The 18,211-nt window shown below is 74.7% G+C and carries 16 protein-coding genes; 9 read left to right on the forward strand and 7 right to left on the reverse strand.

The genetic code is table 11. From position 1 onward, the window contains the following. Positions 1-148: 148 nt before the first annotated feature. Both L3i22_RS25085 and L3i22_RS25090 read right to left on the reverse strand, forming a co-directional pair. A complete protein-coding gene (locus L3i22_RS25085; RefSeq protein ID WP_221329395.1) occupies positions 149-661 on the reverse strand; it encodes a hypothetical protein in 513 nt (170 codons plus the stop codon). 31 nt (positions 662-692) lie between these two features. After that, positions 693-1,631 carry a serine/threonine-protein kinase gene (locus L3i22_RS25090; RefSeq protein WP_221329396.1) on the reverse strand — a complete coding sequence of 313 codons (939 nt, stop codon included), beginning with the start codon at positions 1,629-1,631 and terminating at the stop codon, positions 693-695. A 148-nt stretch (positions 1,632-1,779) separates the two neighbouring features. On the opposite strand from L3i22_RS25090, the gene L3i22_RS25095 reads away from it, so the two are divergent. Further along, a complete protein-coding gene (locus tag L3i22_RS25095) occupies positions 1,780-2,349 on the forward strand; it encodes a GNAT family N-acetyltransferase (protein ID WP_255658568.1) in 570 nt (189 codons plus the stop codon). Here L3i22_RS25095 and L3i22_RS25100 read toward each other — a convergent pair. Further along, positions 2,318-2,632 (reverse strand): NIPSNAP family protein, encoded by a 315-nt coding sequence (locus tag L3i22_RS25100; RefSeq protein WP_221329397.1) that lies wholly within the window; start codon positions 2,630-2,632, stop codon positions 2,318-2,320. The two genes, L3i22_RS25095 and L3i22_RS25100, sit on opposite strands and share 32 nt — an antisense overlap. A 58-nt stretch (positions 2,633-2,690) precedes the next feature. On the opposite strand from L3i22_RS25100, the gene L3i22_RS25105 reads away from it, so the two are divergent. From L3i22_RS25105 to L3i22_RS25130, 6 genes are all read left to right on the forward strand, one after another. After that, positions 2,691-3,011, forward strand: a complete 321-nt coding sequence (locus tag L3i22_RS25105) for a hypothetical protein (RefSeq protein ID WP_221329398.1) — start codon at positions 2,691-2,693, stop codon at positions 3,009-3,011. Position 3,012: 1 nt separating this feature from the next. Beyond that, positions 3,013-3,543, forward strand: a complete 531-nt coding sequence (locus L3i22_RS25110; RefSeq protein ID WP_255658569.1) for a GNAT family N-acetyltransferase — start codon at positions 3,013-3,015, stop codon at positions 3,541-3,543. A gap of 35 nt (positions 3,544-3,578) precedes the next feature. Further along, entirely contained in the window at positions 3,579-4,547 is a 969-nt protein-coding gene (locus tag L3i22_RS25115; RefSeq protein ID WP_221329400.1) for an RNA polymerase subunit sigma-70, read from the forward strand. Between the two features lie 28 nt (positions 4,548-4,575). Further along, positions 4,576-5,583 (forward strand): zinc-binding dehydrogenase, encoded by a 1,008-nt coding sequence (locus L3i22_RS25120; protein ID WP_221329401.1) that lies wholly within the window; start codon positions 4,576-4,578, stop codon positions 5,581-5,583. A 16-nt stretch (positions 5,584-5,599) separates the two neighbouring features. Continuing rightward, positions 5,600-7,702 carry an FUSC family protein gene (locus L3i22_RS25125; protein WP_221329402.1) on the forward strand — a complete coding sequence of 701 codons (2,103 nt, stop codon included), beginning with the start codon at positions 5,600-5,602 and terminating at the stop codon, positions 7,700-7,702. 62 nt (positions 7,703-7,764) lie between these two features. Further along, positions 7,765-10,476 (forward strand): LuxR family transcriptional regulator, encoded by a 2,712-nt coding sequence (locus tag L3i22_RS25130; protein WP_221329403.1) that lies wholly within the window; start codon positions 7,765-7,767, stop codon positions 10,474-10,476. On the opposite strand, the gene L3i22_RS54400 is transcribed toward L3i22_RS25130, so the two are convergent. Further along, entirely contained in the window at positions 10,460-13,153 is a 2,694-nt protein-coding gene (locus L3i22_RS54400) for an AAA family ATPase (RefSeq protein ID WP_221329404.1), read from the reverse strand. The genes L3i22_RS25130 and L3i22_RS54400 overlap by 17 nt on opposite strands. Before the next feature lie 111 nt (positions 13,154-13,264). On the opposite strand from L3i22_RS54400, the gene L3i22_RS25140 reads away from it, so the two are divergent. Both L3i22_RS25140 and L3i22_RS25145 read left to right on the forward strand, forming a co-directional pair. Next, entirely contained in the window at positions 13,265-14,071 is an 807-nt protein-coding gene (locus L3i22_RS25140; RefSeq protein ID WP_221329405.1) for a BTAD domain-containing putative transcriptional regulator, read from the forward strand. Between the two features lie 20 nt (positions 14,072-14,091). After that, on the forward strand, positions 14,092-15,426 hold the full coding sequence (locus tag L3i22_RS25145) for a hypothetical protein (protein ID WP_221329406.1): 1,335 nt from the start codon (positions 14,092-14,094) through the stop codon (positions 15,424-15,426). A gap of 6 nt (positions 15,427-15,432) precedes the next feature. On the opposite strand, the gene L3i22_RS25150 is transcribed toward L3i22_RS25145, so the two are convergent. The 3 genes from L3i22_RS25150 to L3i22_RS25160 form a co-directional block, all read right to left on the reverse strand. Then, positions 15,433-16,167, reverse strand: coding sequence for a sulfite exporter TauE/SafE family protein (locus L3i22_RS25150; protein WP_221329407.1), 735 nt, complete (start codon positions 16,165-16,167; stop codon positions 15,433-15,435). Further along, the gene (locus L3i22_RS25155) at positions 16,164-17,150 is read right to left on the reverse strand and encodes a serine hydrolase (RefSeq protein WP_221329408.1); all 987 of its coding nucleotides are present in this window, start codon (positions 17,148-17,150) and stop codon (positions 16,164-16,166) included. The genes L3i22_RS25150 and L3i22_RS25155 overlap by 4 nt, the downstream gene beginning before the upstream one ends. Positions 17,151-17,215: 65 nt before the next feature. Next, positions 17,216-18,193: a polysaccharide deacetylase family protein gene (locus L3i22_RS25160; protein WP_221329409.1), complete on the reverse strand. Its 978-nt coding sequence runs from the start codon at positions 18,191-18,193 to the stop codon at positions 17,216-17,218. Positions 18,194-18,211 lie beyond the last annotated feature (18 nt).

The following is an 18,211-nucleotide window of genomic DNA, read 5'->3' on the forward strand; positions in this document are numbered from 1 at the left end:
CCGGATGACCGGGTTCGGCGGATTTTGCGCAACCGGCGAGCACGGCCGCCAGCGAAAACGCACCCAGAGAAGTGAAAGCCCGCCGCCGCATGCCGCCAGTAGATCATGAAGAAACTGCTCGGCCGACTCCCGCCACCGCGCAGTTGATCTAGCCGTCGGGAAGGCGTGGATTGAAGCCGAGCATCGGCGACGCCGGTGCGCAGAGGGGCCGGATCTCGTGCACCGCCGACGGGCTGGACAGCCGGACCTTCTCGGCGTCCGACAGGCCCACCGCCCGGTCCCGCACGTAGGGGACCATGGCGACCGCGAGGCCCCCGAAGACCACCCCGAACAGGAGCAGCAGCAACGCCACCAGCCACTCGCCGCGGGTGGCCATCAGGATCACGGTCGGGAGCTGGACGATCGCGCTGAGCCCGAGGACCACCAGCACGAACCCCGCCGCGTAGCGCCCGGCCCGGGCCCGCCCCCGGCGCCACCGCAGCCGCCGCCGGAGCACCGCGGCACTCACGGCGACGTAGTCGACCGGCTCGTCACAGGTCATGCAGAGCACCCGGCCGGTCGCCTCGCCCCTGGCCGGGCGTTCCGCGGTCACCGGGTGGCGTTCCCAGCGTCCGTCCTCGGTCCGGTGCCCGAGCTGCCAGGTCTCACCGTCAACCGTCACGCGCCGATCGTGCCGCATCGACGCAACGTGACTACCTCAGCTGGACCGCCACCACGACGGCGGCGAGCATCACGGCCACCACGGCGAGCCCGGCCAGCACGCGGAGGTGCCGGGAACCCGACGGCCGCGCCCGGGACGGGGCCGGCGGCGCCTCGCTCGCGGCGATCCGCAGCAGCCGCTCGGCCGTGGCCGCGTCGATCCGCTGCCGGGGATCCCGGTCCAGCAGGCCCTCGAGCAGGTCCAGCAGCACTCCGGCGCGCTTCGGCGGCCGCGGCAGCGAAGTCGCCAGCGCCGCCAGGGTCGCCGCCGGCGTCGACCGCGAATACGGCGGCTGACCCTCCACCGCGGTGTACAACGTGGCGCCGAGCGACCACAGATCCGACGCCGCCCCGGCCGTCCCGTCGAGAGCGAGCTCCGGCGCCAGATAGGACGGCGACCCGAGCACCACGCCGGTCGCGGTCAGCCCGGACAAGCCGGCGATCGACACCAGCCCGAAGTCGGTGAGGATGGTCCGCCCGTCGTAGGCCAGCAGCACGTTGGCCGGCTTCACGTCCCGGTGCAGCATGCCCTCCCGGTGCGCCGCCCGCAGCGCGGACAGCAGGTCCAGGCCGATCCGGGCCACCTGCCGCGGGTCCATCGGCCCGTCCTCCCGGATCGCCGCGAACAGCGACCGCGACGGCACGAGCTCCATGACAAGACAGGGCAAACCATCATCGGGTACGACGTCGATCATGCGGACCACGTTCGGATGCGTCAGCCGGGCGATCGCGCGCGCCTCCCGGAGCGTCCGCTCGCACAGGGCGTCCAGGTCGTCGTCGCTGATCCCGCGCGGCGCGAGGATCTCCTTGACCGCGACGTCCCGGTCGAGCAACTCGTCACGCGCGGCCCAGACCCGGCCCATCCCGCCCGAGCCGAGCAGGCGTACGAGCCGGTAGCGCCCGGCAATCAGTCGCGAGGTGTGATCCGGCACGGCCGAGACTGTATCCGAGCTTTGCACTCATTCGGGTTTCCGGCGAAGCGCGGTTTCCCGACGCGGACCAGGCCAAACACGGCTTGCCGCGGCCGCGTCCCGGTAATTCGTGTCGGGTTGTCCACACCGTCGAACTTAACCTGAGACGGTGGCGATCTGGGACTTCCGGCGTGTGGACACGGGCGATTTCGGGCTGCTCGCACGCTGGCTGTCGCGGCCGCACGTCGCCCGGTGGTGGAACCACGAGTGGACCGCCGAGGCGGTGGAGCGGGACTTCGGTCCGTCGGCGCGCGGCGAGGAGCCCAACCAGGACTGGCTGGCGTCGGTGGCCGGGCGTCCGGTCGGCCTGTTGCAACGCTGCTGGTGGAGCGACTATCCGGAGTACCTCGCCGAGATGACGCCGGTCTACCCGGTGCCGCCGCGGGCGGTCAGCATCGACTACCTCATCGGGGAACCCGGCGACGTGGGCCACGGGCTGGGCACCTCGATGATCGCCGCGTTCGTCGCCCGCACCTGGACCGACCTGCCCGGGTCGTCGTGCGTCGTGGTCCCGGTCGTCGCGGCGAACCCGGCGTCGTGGCGGGCGCTGGAGAAGGCCGGCTTCACGCCGGTCGCCGAGGGCGACCTGGAGCCGGACAACCCGATCGACGACCGCCGGCACCGCGTGTTGCGGCTCGACCGCCCGGTTACCGCTGGTCCGGCAGCAGCGGGCGCATGAAGGTCCGCTCATACCGCAGGACGCAGCCCGACTCGTCCCGGATCCGGTCGGCGGCCACGAACTCCGGGTCCGCGCCGAACCGGGAGCGGTAGCGCTCGTAGGCGGCCAGGCTCTCAAAGCTGAACAGCGCCTCCGCCCGATCGCTGGCCCCCTCGGCCGGCAGGAAGTAGCCGTGGTGAAGCCCGCCGTGCTTCGCCACCAGGCGCATCCACTCCCGGGCGAACCGCTCGAACGCCCCGATCTGCGCCGGATCGATGGTGTAGTGCACAACGCAGGTAATCACCCCACCGACCCTATGCCCACCCTCCGATGTGGTTGCGGGTCGTTGATTTGATGTGTCGATGGATCCGTTTGAGGCAACTCTGCTCATCCTCGCCACGATCGGGTCGATGGTGGCCGCGGTCGGCGCCTGGTTCCAGGACAGGCGGATTTCCGAGGTCCAACTCGCCGCCGTCCAGCGCAAGCTCGACCTGGTGATGGCTCATCTCGGGATCCCGGCCCCCGAGGAGGCGGAGGTGGTCCGGCACCTGGAGAACGGCCGGGCGATCGACGCCGTCCGTGCCTATCGCAAGCAGACCGGCCGGGGCCTGCTCGAGTCGAAGCAGGCGGTGGACCGCATCGCCGCCCGGCTCCAGGACGACCGGCTCAAGAATGAGTTTTAGGGTGGTACTGAAGCGGCTGGCTGCCGACGACGCCCCCGCGATCCTGGCCTTCGAGCTGGCGAACCGGGCGTTCTTCGCCGCCACCATCTTCGACCGCGGTGACGAGTTCTTCGACCACTTCGCCGACCGGCACCGCGACCTGCTGGTCCTGCAGGAGGCCGGCGCCTGCGCGTTCTACCTGCTCATCGACGAAGACGAAGACGAGGACGACGGCGGCGCGGTGCTGGGCCGGTTCAACCTGTTCGACATCCAGTTCGGCACCGCGGTCCTCGGCTACCGGGTCGCGCAGCACGCCACCGGCCGCGGGCTGGCGACCGCCGCGGTCCGCGAGCTGTGCGGCCTGGCGGCGACCCGGCACGGCCTGCGCACCCTGCGGGCCGCGACCGCGCTCACGAACGTCGCCTCCCAGCGGGTGCTGACCAAGGCCGGCTTCACCCCGGTCGGCCCGGCCGATCCGGCCGAGCTCAGCGGCAAGCCGGGCACCTGGTACCAGCGTGACCTGCGAAAAACCGAGGATCAAAAACCCGATTGAGGCGTACGCCGACAGCCCCGCCCGGGACGTGTTGAATGGCGGTTGTGCCGGACACCGACGGGTTCACCGAGGCGGCCGAGCCGTTCCGGCGGGAACTGTTCGCGCACTGCTACCGCCTGCTCGGCTCGATCCAGGACGCCGAGGACACCGTCCAGGAGACGTACCTCCGGGCCTGGCGTTCGTTCCGTTCGTTCGAGGGTCGTTCCTCGCTGCGCACCTGGCTCTACCAGATCGCGACCAACCGCTGCCTGACCGAGCTGGCGAAGCGGAGCCGCCGGCTGCTGCCGTCCGGTGCGGGCGCCCCGGAGCCGGATCCCGGCGCGCCGCTGCGGGTCGGCGCCGACGTGAGCTGGCTGCAGCCGGTCCCGGACGCGATGCTCGACCCGGCGGCCGTCGTCGCCGCCCGCGCGACGGTGCGGCTGGCGCTGGTGGCGAGTCTGCAGCACCTCCCGCCGAGGCAGCGGGCGGTCCTGGTGCTGCGGGACGTGCTCGGGTTCCCGGCCGCCGACGTCGCGGCCATGCTGGACACCACGACGGCGTCGGTGAAGAGCGCCCTGCAGCGGGCCCGCGCCCGGCTGGCCGAGCTGGGCCTGACCGACGACGACGTCACCGAGCCGGCCGCCCCGCGCGCCCGCGAGCTCCTCGACCGCTACATCGCCGCCTTCGAGAACGCCGACGCGGACGCCCTGGAACGGCTCCTGCTGGCCGACGCCACCCTGGAGGCGACCCCGCTGCGCACCTGGTTCCGTGGCCGCGCGGTCTGCCTCCCGTTCCTGCGGGACCGTCTGCTCGGCGCGCCCGGCGACTGGCGCATGCATCCGACCAGCGCCAATGGCCAGCCCGCGGCCGTGGCTTTACGCCGCGACGCGAGCGGGATCCTGCGGCCGTACGGGATCTGCGTCCTGACCGTCACGGCGGCCGGCATCGGGCGGATCACCTCGTTCGGCGATCCGGCGCTGGTGACCGATTCCTTCGCCGTACCCGCAAGGTCTTCCTGGGTGTAAATCGACGCCCAGCCGAAGGAAACCGACCATGCACGCGCTCCAGCAGACATCTTTCGACGGCCCGCGGGACCTGCGCCTGATCACCGACGCGCCGGTCCCGGAACCCGGCCCGGGCGAGATCCTGATCCGGGTGACCGCCGCCGGGGTCAACTTCGCCGACCTCCAGCAGGCCACCGGCATCTTCGCGGGCGGCCCGCGACCGCCGTACATCGCGGGCATCGAGGCCGCCGGCGAGATCGTCACCGTCGGCGCCGGCGTGACCGGCCTGGAACCCGGTGCCGGCGTGACCGGCCTGGAACCCGGTGCCCACGTGATCGGCGCGAGCATCGCCGGCCGGGCGTTCGCCGAGTACCTGCGGCTGCCCGCGTCCGCGGCGGTCCCGGTCCCGGCCGGCTGGACCGGCGAGCAGGCGCTCGGCCTGGTGGTCAGCCTGCCCACCGCGCTGGCCGCGCTCCGGCCGCTGGGCCGGATCGCCGCCGGGCAGACCGTCGTGATCCACGCCGCGGCCGGCGCCACGGGCCAGGCCGCGGTGCTGCTGGCCCGGCACTACGGCGCGACGATCATCGCCACGGCTTCGCCGGAAAAACACGATTCGGTACGGAGGGCAGGCGCCGATCACGTCCTCGACTCCCGCAGCCCGGAGCTGGCCGCCGAGATCCTGGAGCTGACCGGCGGCACCGGCGCCGACCTGGTCCTGGAGTCGGCCGGCGGCCGCACCCTGGCGGCCAGCCTCGCCGCGACCAGGCGGGTCACCGGCCGGGTCGTCGTCTACGGCCTGGCCGGCGGGGAGGCCACGGTCACCAACCGGGATCTGGTCTACCGGCACCAGGTCCACCTGATCGGGCTGAACATCGGTGTCCTGATCCAGGCCGCGCCGGCGATCTTCGGCGAGGTGATGGGCGAACTGTTCGGCCTGATCGGGACCGGCGTGCTCGGGCCGGGCCGGCCCACTACGTACCCCCTCGCCGAAGGCCCGAAGGCCTTGAGTGATCTCGCGGCCCGGACCACCGTCGGCCGTCTGGCACTGCGGCCCTGACCCGTAAGATCGCAGCGTGCTTGCCTGGCTGCGCCGCCGTGACCCCGGCCTGTCGACCGTTCGCCGCGCCGCCCGGATCACGGTCGTGGCGTGCGCGGGCTTCTATCTGAGCCGGTACGTGCTGGGCAATCCCGGCATGGCGCCCTACGCGCTGTTCACCGTGATCGCGCTGGGCCTGCTCTCGCAGATCTCCGGCAGCCCCGGGCAGCGGGCCAGAACGCTGCTCGGGGTGCTGCCGGTCGGCTGGGTGCTGGTCACCCTGGGCACGCTGCTGTCGTTCAACACGTGGGCGGCCGCCGCCGGGATGTTCGTGCTCGGCTTCCTGGTCAGCTTCGCCGGAGTCGGCGGGCCGCGGCTGGTCGGCCTGGCCGCGGGCGGTCAGCTGCTCTACATCCTGCCGTGTTTCCCGCCCTACGATCCGGGTGGCCTGGGCTGGCGGCTGGCCGGCGTCACGCTGGCCGTGCTGCTGCTGGCCGGCGCCGAGCTGGTGCTGTGGCCGGACGCGACGCCGGTGCCCTACCGGACCAGGCTGGCCACCGCGATCGCCGGGCTGTCCGCCTGCCTGACCGCGATCGCCGACAGCTGGTCGGAGGTGCCGGGCGGCCGGGAACGGCTGGCCGCGCTGCTGCCGGAGGCGACCGAGGCGGCCGACGCGCTGCGCCCGTCCCGGCTCCCGCCGACCCAGCGACCGGCCTCGGCGGGCAAGCGGGACCGGGCGCTGAGCTCGGCCGCGGGCACCGTGCGGCTGCTGCTCGGGCGGGTCGGCGACCTGAACGCCGAGGACGAGCACCTGGCGGTCGCGGTGCCGGCCGCGGCCGAGCTGGTCCGGGTGGCCGCCGGATGCGCCGGGACGGCCGCGGCCTGGCTGCGCGGCGAGGGCCCGGTGCCGGACACCACGACCATGTCGGCGGCGCTGCAGACGTTCCGGCTGCGGCGGATGGGCACCGACCCGGAGGGCCTGCCGCCCGAACGCCTGCGGCTGGGGTCGCTCGCGCTCAGCCTCGGCGAGTGGGTGCTCAGCATGGTCACCGCGATCCGGATCGCGGCCGGCGCCCCGATCCACCCGGATTCCACGCCGGCCGAGGCAAGACCAGGACCTTTCTGGTACGCGTACGAGTCCACCCGCCGGCTGTGGTGGCACCGCCTGCGGGAGAACCTGACCCCGCGCTCGGTCCACTTCCAGGGCGCCCTCCGACTGGCCGCCGCGCTGGCCGCGGCCCGGCTGCTGAGCGGGATCCTCGACGTGTCGCACGGGTTCTGGGTGCTGCTGACCGTCCTGACCGTGCTGCGCACGTCGGCCGCGGCCACCCGGTCCACGCTGCGCCCGGCCCTGGTCGGCACGGTGATCGGCTCGGTCGCCGCGGCCGGTCTGCTGTTCATCCCGGTGGATCCGATGTGGTACGCGCTGCTGCTGCCGGTCCTGATGCTGGTCGGTTTCGCGGCCGGCCCGCTGCTCGGGTTGGGCTGGTCGCAGGGCTTCCTGTCGGTGACGATCGCGCTGATCTTCGCCCAGGTGTCGCCGGTGGACTGGCGGCTGGCCGAGACCCGGGTGCTCGACGTCGCGTTCGGCGCGGTGATCGGGGTGGTGATCGGCCTGTTCGCGTGGCCGCGCGGCGCGTCCGGCGAGCTGCACCGGGCGGCCGGGATCTTCCTCGCCGACGGGGCCCGGGTGGTCCGGGACACCGTGGACGTGCTGGCCCACGGGCGGCAGCCGGGTGCGGCGCTGCCCCGGGCCCGGTCCGACGGGATGCTGGCCGAGGCGTCGTACGCGCTGTTCCAGAGCGAGCCGGCGCACCCCGGCGGCGTCGACTGGCAGGCCACGCTGGTCGCCGGGCATCACGCGGTACGCGGGGCCGAGGCGCTGATCAAGTCCTGCCCGACCGGCGGGTTGCTGCCCTGCGTGGCCGAGCTGACGGTGAGCACCGCGGACGTGGCCGGCCGCTACGAGCACGCCGCGCTCGCGCTGCTGCTGCACGACCCGGCGACCGCGGCCGCCGCCAACGGCGGGCCGCCCGAGCTGGCCTGGCCGGACGACCTCGGCCGCGACCTGTACCACCTGGCCGACCTGCGGGTCTGGCTCGACGGCCTGCGCGACGACCTGGGCCGCCTGGCCGGCTGACCGGTCAGCGGGCCGCCCGGAGGCGCCGGGAGTTGACGAAGGACGACTACTGTCCTGCGATCATGACAGCTTTGTTCGGGCGGGACGCCGAGATCACGGCCGTGACCGGTGTGCTGGACGTCGCGGCGGCCCGCGTCGCCGCCCCGGCTGAGCAGCGCACCCTGCTGATCTGCGGCGAGCCGGGGATCGGCAAGACGGCGCTGCTGGAGGCCGCGGTCGGCCAGGCCGGCCGGCTCGGGCTGCGGGTGTTGCGCACCACCGGAGTGCAGTCCGAGGCCGACCTGCCGTACGCCGGGCTGCACCAGCTGTTCCTGCCGTTGCTGGGGGAGCTGGACCGGCTGGAGCCGGACGACCGGGACGCGCTCGGCGCCGCGTTCGGGTTCACCGACGCGGAGGCCGGCAGCCCGTTCCGGATCGCGGCGGCCGGGCTGCAACTGCTCGGCGGGAGCGCGGCCGAGCAGCCGGTGCTGATCGCCGTCGAGGACGCGCACTGGCTGGACGGCCCGACCCGGGACGTGCTGATGTTCGTGCTGCGGCAGGCCACCCACGACGACATCGCGGTGCTGATCACCACGCGGGAGACCGGCGGCGGGGCGTACGGCGCCGGGCTTCCGGTGCTGGCGCTGGGCCGGCTCGCCCCGGAGGCCGCGGCCGGTCTGCTCGACGAGCGCACCCCGGGCCTGCCCGCCGAGGTTCGCGAGCGGCTGCTCGGGCTGGCCGACGGGTTGCCGCTGGCGCTGCGGGAGCTGCCGACCGCCGCCACCGACCTGCCGGTGCCGGGCGCCGGCCCGGCCGTGGTCACCCTGACCGGCCGGCTGGAGCAGATCTTCGCCGGCCGGTTGGCCGGCCTGCCGCCGGGCGCCCGGACGTACCTGCTGTTCGCGGCGCTGGACGACGGGGTACGCCAGGACGACCTGATCGCCGGGCGCCCGGTCACCGCCGCCGACCTCGACGCGATCGTCGCCGCCCGGCTGGCCACGCCCGGCCCCGGCGCGGTGCGCTGGGAACATCCGCTGGCCCGCTCGGCGGTCCGCCAGAGCGCCGCCCCGGCCGAGCGCCGCGCCGCGCACGCCGCCCTCGCCGCGCACCTGGCCGGCGAACCGGATCGGGCGGTCTGGCACCGGGCCGCGGCGGCGATCGGACCCGACGAGGACCTCGCCGAGGCCCTCGCCGCGACCGCCCACCGGGCCCGCCGCCGGGGTGCCCTGGCGATCGCGATCGCCGCCCTGGAGCAGGCCGCCGTGACCGGTACCGATCAGACCCGCCGGGGCGACCGGCTGCTCACCGCCGTCGACTTCGCCAGCAACCTCGGCCGGATGGACCTGCTCGGGCACCTGTTCGAGGTCGCCGCCGGGGTCGACCTGGACCCGGCCACCCGCAACTACTTCAGCTGGGTCGAGGAGGCCGTCGGACTGCGCGCCTGGACCGGGGTCGAGCGGGTCCCGGCGTTCACCGCGGCGGTGCGGGACCTGCGCGACGCCGGGCAGATCGACCGGGCGCTCGACCACCTCTTCGGGTTCGCGCTGCGCTGCTGGTACTCGACGATGGACGACGAGTCGCGGGCCGAGCTCTCCACCCTCGCCGCCGAACTGGACCCGAGCCTGTCCGAGCCGCGTCAGCTCGCCGTGATGGCGTGGTGCGACCCGATCCGGCAGGCCGGGACGGTCCGGGGCCGGCTGGCCGCGGTCGCCGCCGCCCGGGCCGGGGACCCGGAAGGGCTCGCCCATCTGGTCATGGCCGCCGCCGCGGTCGGTGACCACCCGCGGGCGGCCGAGCTGCTCGAACTCGCCTATCCCGGGCTGCGGGCCCAGGGCCGGATCGGCCAGCTGGTCGAGACGCTCGGCGCGGCCGCCTGGATGTACATCCAGCTCGGCCGGCCGCGGGACGCGGAGATCGTCTCGGACGAGGCGGTCCGGCTCGGCCGGGCCAGTGGCCAGCCCCGGATGATCGCGATCGCGGCGCTCGGGACCGGCGCGGCCGCCGCCCAGCGCGGCGACGAGGCGCTCGCCGAGTCGGTGACGGCGCAGATGGAGCTGGTGCTGGCCGGGCCGGCGATCGCGCACCTGCGGCTGGTGCGGGCCACGGCCCTGCTCGGCGCGGGCCGGTACCCGCAGGCGTACGAGCAGTTGCGGACCGTTTTTGATCCGGCCGACCCGGCCTACCACCCGTTCATCCAGCACTGGCTGATCGGGGACTGGGCGGAGACCTGCCGCCATCTCGGCCGCGCCGACGAGGCCTGGTCCACGGTCGCCGCCCTCACCGAGGTGGCCGGCCGGACCGACTCACCGGGTCTCGACGTCAACCTGGTGTACGCCCGGGCGATCCTCTCCGACGACGAGGACGCCGACCAGGTGTTCGGCGTCGCGCTCGCCGGTGACCTCGACGCGTGGCCGCTGCTGCGGGCGCGGTTGCTGCTCGCGTACGGAATCCGCCTGCGCCGCCGCCGCCGGGTGACCGACGCCCGGGGCCGCCTGCGGTCCGCCCTGGAGCTGTTCACCGCGATCGGCGCCGCGGCCTGGGCCGGCCAGACCCGCCGCGAGCTGGTCGCGGCCGGGGTCACGGTGGCCGACCCGGAACCGCCGGCCGGGGCCGGGCTGACCGCACAGGAGACGCAGATCGCCCGGCTCGCCGCGGGCGGGATCACCAACCGGGAGATCGGCCGGCGGCTGTTCCTGTCGCACCGCACCGTCGGCACCCACCTGCACCGGATCTACTTCAAACTGGGCGTGCCGAACCGGACCGCGCTGGCCGACCTGCTCAGTCGTCAGGGGTAGGCGCGTCGATGCCGGGCACCTGGCGCAGCTCGGCGCGGGCGGTGATGCCGAGCTTCGGGAAGATCCGGTACAGGTGCGCGCCGACCGTCCGGTGCGACAGCTGGAGCCGGTCACCGATCTCCCGGTTGGACAGCCCGGTGGCGGCCAGCCGGGCGATCTGCAGCTCGGACCCGGACAGGGCGGACATCGATCCGGCGGTCTGCGGCACGGAGACGCCCGCGGAGCGCAGCGCCCGGCGCGCCCGGTCGGCCCACGGCGTCGCGCCGACCGTGTCGAAGACCTGCGCGGCGGCGGCCAGCTCGTCGCGGGCGGCGACACTGCGCCGCTGCCGGCGCAGCCACTCGCCGTAGACCAGCCGGGTCCGGGCGACCTCCAGGGGCCACTTCCCGGTGACCCCCTCGGCGATCGAGGCGCGGAAGTGCCGCTCGGCCGCCGGTCCGTCGGCGAGCAGCGCGCGGGCGCGTTCCAGCAGCAGCCGCAACTGGGCCGAGTCGAACGGCTCCGCGTACCCGGCGGTCTGCTCCAGCAGCGGGCGCACCCGGTCCGCCTGCCCGGCGCGGCAGGCCGCCTCGACCAGGTCGGCGATGCCCCAGGCGGCCGCGGCCGGGTGCGCGCGGGCGGCGACGAACGCGTCGGCGGCCGCGGCGAACCGGCCGCCGGCCAGCGCCGCCAGCCCGCGGGCCCGATCCAGGTCGGCGACGACGTTGGCGGTGGCCGGACGGACCACGACGGCGAGGACCTCGTCCAGCGCCGCGGTGTCGCCGCGCCAGGCGTGCACGATCGCGGCGGTCGCGGCGGCGTAGGCGGCCACCCCGCCGAGATCCAGCTCCTCGCTGAGCCGGCGGCCGGCGTCCGCCTCGGTGAGCGCCTCGGTGAGCTGCCCGGTGTGCAGGCGGGACGACGCCAGGCTGCTCAGCGCGACGGACAGCTCGGCGACGGCGCCCCGGTGCTGCGTCGCGTCGACGGTGGCCATCCAGGCGCGCTGCGCCTCGACGTGCAGGTGCAGCGCGTCCGTGGCCAGGGCGAGAGCGACATGGACGGGGTACGGCAACCGGGGCAGCTCCCGGATCGCCGCGAGCATGGCCGGGCGCACCTGCCGGACGTACCGGGCCGGGTCGGCCGCGGCCAGGCCCATCACCCGGCGCGGGTCCGCCGGGTCCAGGTGCAGGTCGAGCACCGCCGCCGTGACCAGGTCGCGCACCGCCGCCGGCGCGGCCCGGCTGTGGCAGTGCATCGCGGCCATCACCAGCACCTCGGCGCCCAGTCCCGGGTCGACCGGCAGGACCGCCCGGGCCACGGCGACCTGCGCGGCGATGTCGTACTCGCGGTGCCCGATGGTCAGCGACACGGTGGCCTCGGTGATCATCGTCAGCGCCGCCGCGACCGGATCGGCCGGGCCCTCGCGCGCCTGCCGGATCAGCGCCATCGCCCGGTCGTTGCGGCCGGCGTGGCGGGCGGCGTCGGCCGCCTCGGCGAACCGCCGGGCCCGGGCGGTGGCGGCCGGGGACAGCTGGGCGGCCCGCCGCAGACCGGCCATCGCGGCGGCCGGCCCACCACGGGCCAGCTCGCCGCGCGCGGTCCGCTCCAGCTCAGCGGCGACGGCCTCGTCCGGGCCGACGGTGGCCGCCGCGAGATGCCACACCGCGCGGACCGGATCGTCGACGACCTCGGCGAACGCCCGGTGCGCGGCGAGGCGCGCGGCCAGGGTGGCCCCGTGGTAGATCGTCGGCCGGAGCAGCGGATGGCGGAACAGCAGCCGCGCGCCGGCCACCGTGACCAGGTCGTCCCGCTCGGCCGCGTCCAGCGGATCCAGATCGAGGCCGGTGCGGGCGGCGGCCCGGGCCAGGTCGGCCAGCGACTGGCCCGGATCGGCCGCGGCGAGCAGCAGCAACCGCCGGGTGTCGGCGGGCAGCGCGGCCACCCGCCCGGCGAACACCGAGCCCGGCCGGCCGGTCAGCGGCAGGCGCGGCGGCAGCGTGCCCGGGTCCAGCGGGACCTGCCGGGTCAGCGCCCGGGCCAGCTCGACGATCGCGAGCGGATTGCCCTCCGCCTCGTCCAGCACCCGGTGGCGGATCTCGGCGTCGAGCCCCGGGCTGACCGACTCCAGCAGGGCGGCGGCCTCCGCCGCGGGCATCGGCGCGAGGACCAGGCGGGGCAGCCCGTACGCGCCGAGCGGATCGGACGGGGCCGGCCGGCACGTCGCCACCAGCACGATCGGGGCCGCGGTGAGCCGGCGCGCGACGAACCCGATCACCTCGACCGACGGCTGGTCCATCCACTGGACGTCCTCGGTGACCAGCAGCAGCGGCCGGTCCCGGGCCAGGTCGGTGAGCAGGCTGAACACGGCCAGCGCGACGAGCATCCGGTCGGCCGGACCGTCCGCGGCCCCGAACGCGGCGCGCAACGCGGACCGTTGCCGCACCGGCAGGGCGTCGGCGCGGTCCAGCAGGGGATGGATGAGCTGGTGCAGGGCGGCGAACGGGATCGGGGACTCGGCTTCCGCGCCGGAACCGGCCAGCGTCCGGACACCGAGGCCGGCGGCGAACGCCACGGTGTCGTCGACCAGGGTGGACTTGCCGAGGCCGGCGTCGCCGTGCACCACCAGCGCCGCGCCGGCGACGGGCCGGCCGTCGAACAGCGCCCGCAGCCGGGACACCGCCCCGGACCGGCCGATCAACGGTCCGACCTGGGGTGCACGTGGCGAAGTATGGCACGACTGCATCCTCCGAAGACCGGCACAGTCGTCGGACGGATGCCTGGCCGGGCCGTACGCCGAAGGATGTTTTCCATGTCGACCTCACAGTTGTCCTTCACGGTGCTCGGAGCGGTGCGGGCCCGGCACGGCGCCCACGAGATCGATCTCGGGCCGCCGCAGTGCCGGGCGCTGCTGACCGTGCTCCTGATCGCCGGCGGGGAGCCGGTCAGCGTGCCGGAGCTCGTCGACACGATGTGGGGGCCGCGGGCGCCGGCGAGCGCGGTCAACGCCGTACATCGCAATGTCGGTCTGCTGCGCCGGCGCCTGGAACCCGGGCTGGCGGCGCGCGCGCCCGGCGGCTGGCTGCGCCGGGTCGGCGGCGGCTACCGGTTGCGGGCCGACGCCGGGACCCTGGATCTGCTGCGGTTCCGGGAACTGGCCGGGCAGGCGCGGCGGCGGTCCGCGGCCGGCTTCCGGGCCGAGGCGGCGGCCCGGTACGCGGACGCGCTCGCCGTGTGGCACGGGCCGCTCGCCGACGGGATCGCCGCCGAGCTGCGCGAACATCCGGCATTCCGGTCGGTGGAGCGCGAGCGTACGGCGGTGGCCCGGGCCGCCGCCGCGGAAGCGCTCAGCTGCCGGGACGGCGATCGGCTGCTCCCGGCGATCGAGGCGGCGGCCGGGCGGGACCCGTTCGACGAGGTGCTGCAGGCCCGCCTGGTGCTGCTGCTGGCGGCGAGTGGGCAGCAGGCGCGGGCGCTGCACGTCTACCGGCGGGTGCGCGAGCGCCTGGCCGAGGAGCTGGGCATCGACCCGGGGGCGGCGCTGACCGAGGCCCGCGACCGGGTGCTGCGCCCGGGCCCGGCGCACCCCGCGCGCCTGCGGGCGTCGGCCGCCGGCTGACGATGATCTAGGGTGCGGGCGTGTCGTGGGGCGAGGTCGAGGTCTTCCAGGGGCGCACGTTCGTGACGCGGGGCCGGCTCACCACCGGGGTGGCCGTCGACGGCGATGCCGCCGGCGCGGGGCTGGGCGAGGCGATTCTGCGACTCTACGCGCTGGACCCGGAGTCCTACCGGGACGAACAGGCCTCGTGGCGGAGGTTCTGTGCGGACGTCGTCGGTGTCCCGGCCTGGCGATACCGGCCGGAGAAGTCCGCGCGGGTCTTCCTCAGCGACGACACGTGGCAGGTCGCCGTCGACCCGGCCGGCCCGGAGGCGGAGATGCCGGTGGGGGCGGTCGGCGACGTCCCGCACGAGCTCGGCGCGATGGTGCGCGGCGTCCTCGACGCGGCCGAACCACGGTGGCCGGCGATCCGCCAGGCGATGATCATGACCTTGGCCACCGGCCGGCTGATCGTCATGCCGGTCGTCGCCGCGACCGTCGTCGGCCCGGTGTTCACCGCCGAGCCCGCGGTACTTCTCGCGGCGGTCCGGGCCGCGCTCGCCGAGTCGGACCGGGACCGGGGCGAGAATCCGGAGTACGCCGAGGCGCTCGCCGCCGCCGGGATCGACTGGCACCTGCTCAACGGGTGCGCGACCGTGCACCTCGAGGAGCTGTCCACCGGCTCGGCCCGGCTCACCGGCGCGGGCAGTGCCGGGAACCGGCCCGTCGCGGAGCGGACCTGGCTGGGCTCGGCCGGCGACCTCGCCGCCGTGTGCGCCGAGGCCGGCCGGATGATCGCGGATCTTCCGGTCGAGCATCTGCCGCCCGGGACCCCGGCCGGGACGAGCTTCGGGATCAAGCAGTGCTGGCTGGCGGTGCGGGCGAGCACGGTCGAGCGGGTCGCCGCCGCGATCGGCCTGGCCGGCGGCACGGCGACCGGCTGGGCGGAGGGCGTGCCGGCCGCCCGCGGTGGACAGGTCTTCGTCTCGCCGCCGGCCGGTGGGTGGATCTTCGTGGTCAACGCCGGGCGCTGGTCCGGCGGGCGGTCCGTGGCGTCGCTCAGCGCGGAGCTCGGCACCGAGGTGCAGTACTTCGGCAATCACCGGGTCGCGGACTATGCCGAGTGGGCGCTCGCCGTGGACGGGCGGCTCGTCCGGCACGTGTACTGCAGCGAGTCCACCGAGGAGGGGTGCGAGGAGACGGGCGCGCCCACTCCGGTGGAGATCGAGATGGGGTTCTCGGCGACGGAACCGGGCGGGATGTGGGCCGACCAGGACGACGTCATGCGGGTCGCCGCGGCCTGGAGCATCGACCCGCACGCCCTCGGCGTGATCGAGTCGAGCCCCCGCCCCGGCCTCCTCGGCCACCTGACCTGACGGTGGTCACGAGAGGCCGGTGACGAAGAGCAGCCCGGCGATGACGAGGCCCGCTTCGACCAGCACGACGAACGTGCGGTCGCTGACCCGGTTGACGGTCTTCTTGCCCGCCCAGGCGCCGGCGAGCGTGGCCGGGGTGAGCGCGGCCCCGTACCAGAGCACCCGCGTGGTGAGCAGGTCACCGGCCCCGTAGACCGCGATCTTGGTCAGGTGCATGGTGATCGCCGCGGTCGCCTCGGTGCCGATGTAGGCGGCGCGGGCGAGGCCGTACGCGAGGAAGAACGGCGCGGTCAGCGGGCCGACCGAGCCGAACAGCGCGGATCCGAAGCCCGAGGCCGCGCCGACCCCGAGGAACGTGCGGTCGCTGGGCGAGCCGGGGCGTCGGGCCAGATGCCGCCACCCGACGACACCGATCAGGAAGACGCCGAGGACGCGTTTGAGCGGGCTCAGCGGAGCGTGGGTGAGGAGCAGGCCGCCGGCGACCGCGAGCGGCACGGCGCCGGCCGCGAACCATCCGACGAGTCGCCACCGGATCGCGTCGCGGTTGAGCCACATCCGGGAGCCGTTGCTGGACAGCTGGGTGAGCGTCAGCATCGGCACGGCGAAGCGCAGCCCGAACAGCGCGGTGAACACCGGCAGCAGCAACACCGCGCCGCCGAACCCGGCGACCGCCGACAGCATGGCCAGCAGAAAAGCCGCCGCCGAGGCGACCAGCAGGGTGAACGCCGGCGCAGCGGTCATCGCCGGCCCTCGCCGGGCCGGCCGATCAGGTCGCCGAGGGCGCGGGCGAGGGCCAGGGTCAGGGCGCCCAGGCGGTCCATGTCGTCGTCCAGGGCGATGATGACGAACCCGGCGGACCGGTCGGCGAAGCGCAGCAGCTGCGTGCTCGACCCGGGCCAGCTGCCGGCGTGCGAGTAGACCCGGTGGCCCGCGTGCGTGCGGACGGCGAGGCCCCACCCGTAGTCGAGCGGGGTGCCGTCGTCCAGGTGACCCGGCGTCTGCAGGAGCGCGGTGACGCCCAGTTCGTCGCGGTCGAGCGCCGCGTTCCAGCGCATCAGGTCCCGGGCCGTCGACCACACCCCGCCGTCACCCGGCGACAGCGGCGCGGGCACCAGCGGGTCGAGTGGCGCGGCGCCCGGTGGATGTGGTGCCGGGCCGGTCCAGTACCGGCTGCTCGGCATCGCCAGTGGCGTGAACACGTGCTCGTGGGCGAACTCCGGCAGCGGCCGCCCGGCGGCGCGTTCGACGACGACGGCCAGGCAGACGTAGCCGGCGTTGCTGTAGCGGAACTCCGTGCCGGGCTCCGCGGCCAGGCGGTCGATCCGGCGGAGGGCGCCGAGCACGCCGGCGGTGGTGCGCTCCGGCTCGGCGCGCAGCAGGTCGTCGAGGTGGACGCCCTCGGGCAGGCCGCTCGTGTGGTGGATCAGGTGGCGGACCCGCACGGTTCGCGCCCAGCCGGGCAGCTCGGGCATCCACCGGGCCAGGGCCGACTCGGGGTCCAGCCGGCCCCGCCGGACGAGCAGCGCCGCGCAGGCGGCGGTGATCTGCTTGGACACCGACGCGAGGTAGACGAGCGTGTCGGCGGTGAACGGCGCACCGGTCGCGGTGCGCCCCTGAGCCAGGAACACCTCGCCCGCGCCGGCCACGACCGGGTCGTGCGGGCCGTACCCGGCCGACTCGGTCAGCTCGATCAGTGCGTCCATGTCGATCGGTGCCCCCGTCATGGCACGAACGGTAGTGGGGCGGGGCCGGAAGGGCCGGCCCCGCCCCGGGGGAGCGGGGGAACGGATCAGGTGGCGCAGGAGACCGAGGGCCAGGTCCAGTTGCCGTTGGTCTGGATGGTCAGCCCGAACGTGTTGCCGGCCCCGTTCGGCTTGGCGACCAGCGTCTGCGCGTTCGGGTACGACGCCGTGGTGTTCCAGGTGGCGATCACCTTGGCCGGCGACGGGATGTTCAGCGTCACGGTCCACGCGCTGGAGCCGGAGACCGTCACGTTGAGGTTGTAGCGGTCGCTCCACGACTGGCCGGCCGACAGGGTCGCGGTGCAGTTGCCGCTGGGCGGGTTGGTGGTCGGACCGGTGGTCGGCGTGGTGCCGCCGCCGGTGGGCGCGACCGCCCGGCCGGTCTGCGGGGAGATCATGCCGGCGCACAGGTTGCGGCTGGCCAGGCCCTGGGCGATGCGCGGGATGGCGGCGACCGTGTTGGCCGGCCAGTCGTGCATCAGGATGATCTGACCGTTGGTGAGCCGGCCGGCCGCCGCCACGATCGCGTCGGTGCTGGCGCTGTTCCAGTCCTGCGAGTCGACGTCCCAGATGATTTCGGTGAGGCCGTATTTCTGCTCGACCGTCTTCAGCGTCGCATTCGTCTCACCGTACGGCGGGCGGAACAGTTTGGGGGTGCCACCACCGGCATTGGCGATGGCTGACTGCGTACGGGAAATCTCTGAATCGATTTGGCTTTGGCTCTGTTGGGTCAGATGCGGGTGCGTGTAGCTGTGGTTGCCGACCCACATCCCCGCGTCCACCTGGGCCTTGACCAGCGAGGGATTCGCGGCGGCGTATTGGCCCTCGTTGAACATCGTGGCCCGCAGCCCGTTGGCCTTCAGCGTGTTCAGCAGATTCTGGGTGTTTCCGGCGGTCGGCCCGTCGTCATAGGTCAGTCCCACATAGCCGTTGCACGTGGCGGCCTGGGATTCGGCGGTGACATTGATGGCGACGAAACTCGCGGCGGCTGCGACAGCGGCCAGTCCAGCGATGATTTTTCGCATGATCAAATTCCTTTTCCC

The sequence above is a fragment of the Actinoplanes sp. L3-i22 genome, from assembly GCF_019704555.1.
Classification (GTDB): domain Bacteria; phylum Actinomycetota; class Actinomycetes; order Mycobacteriales; family Micromonosporaceae; genus Actinoplanes.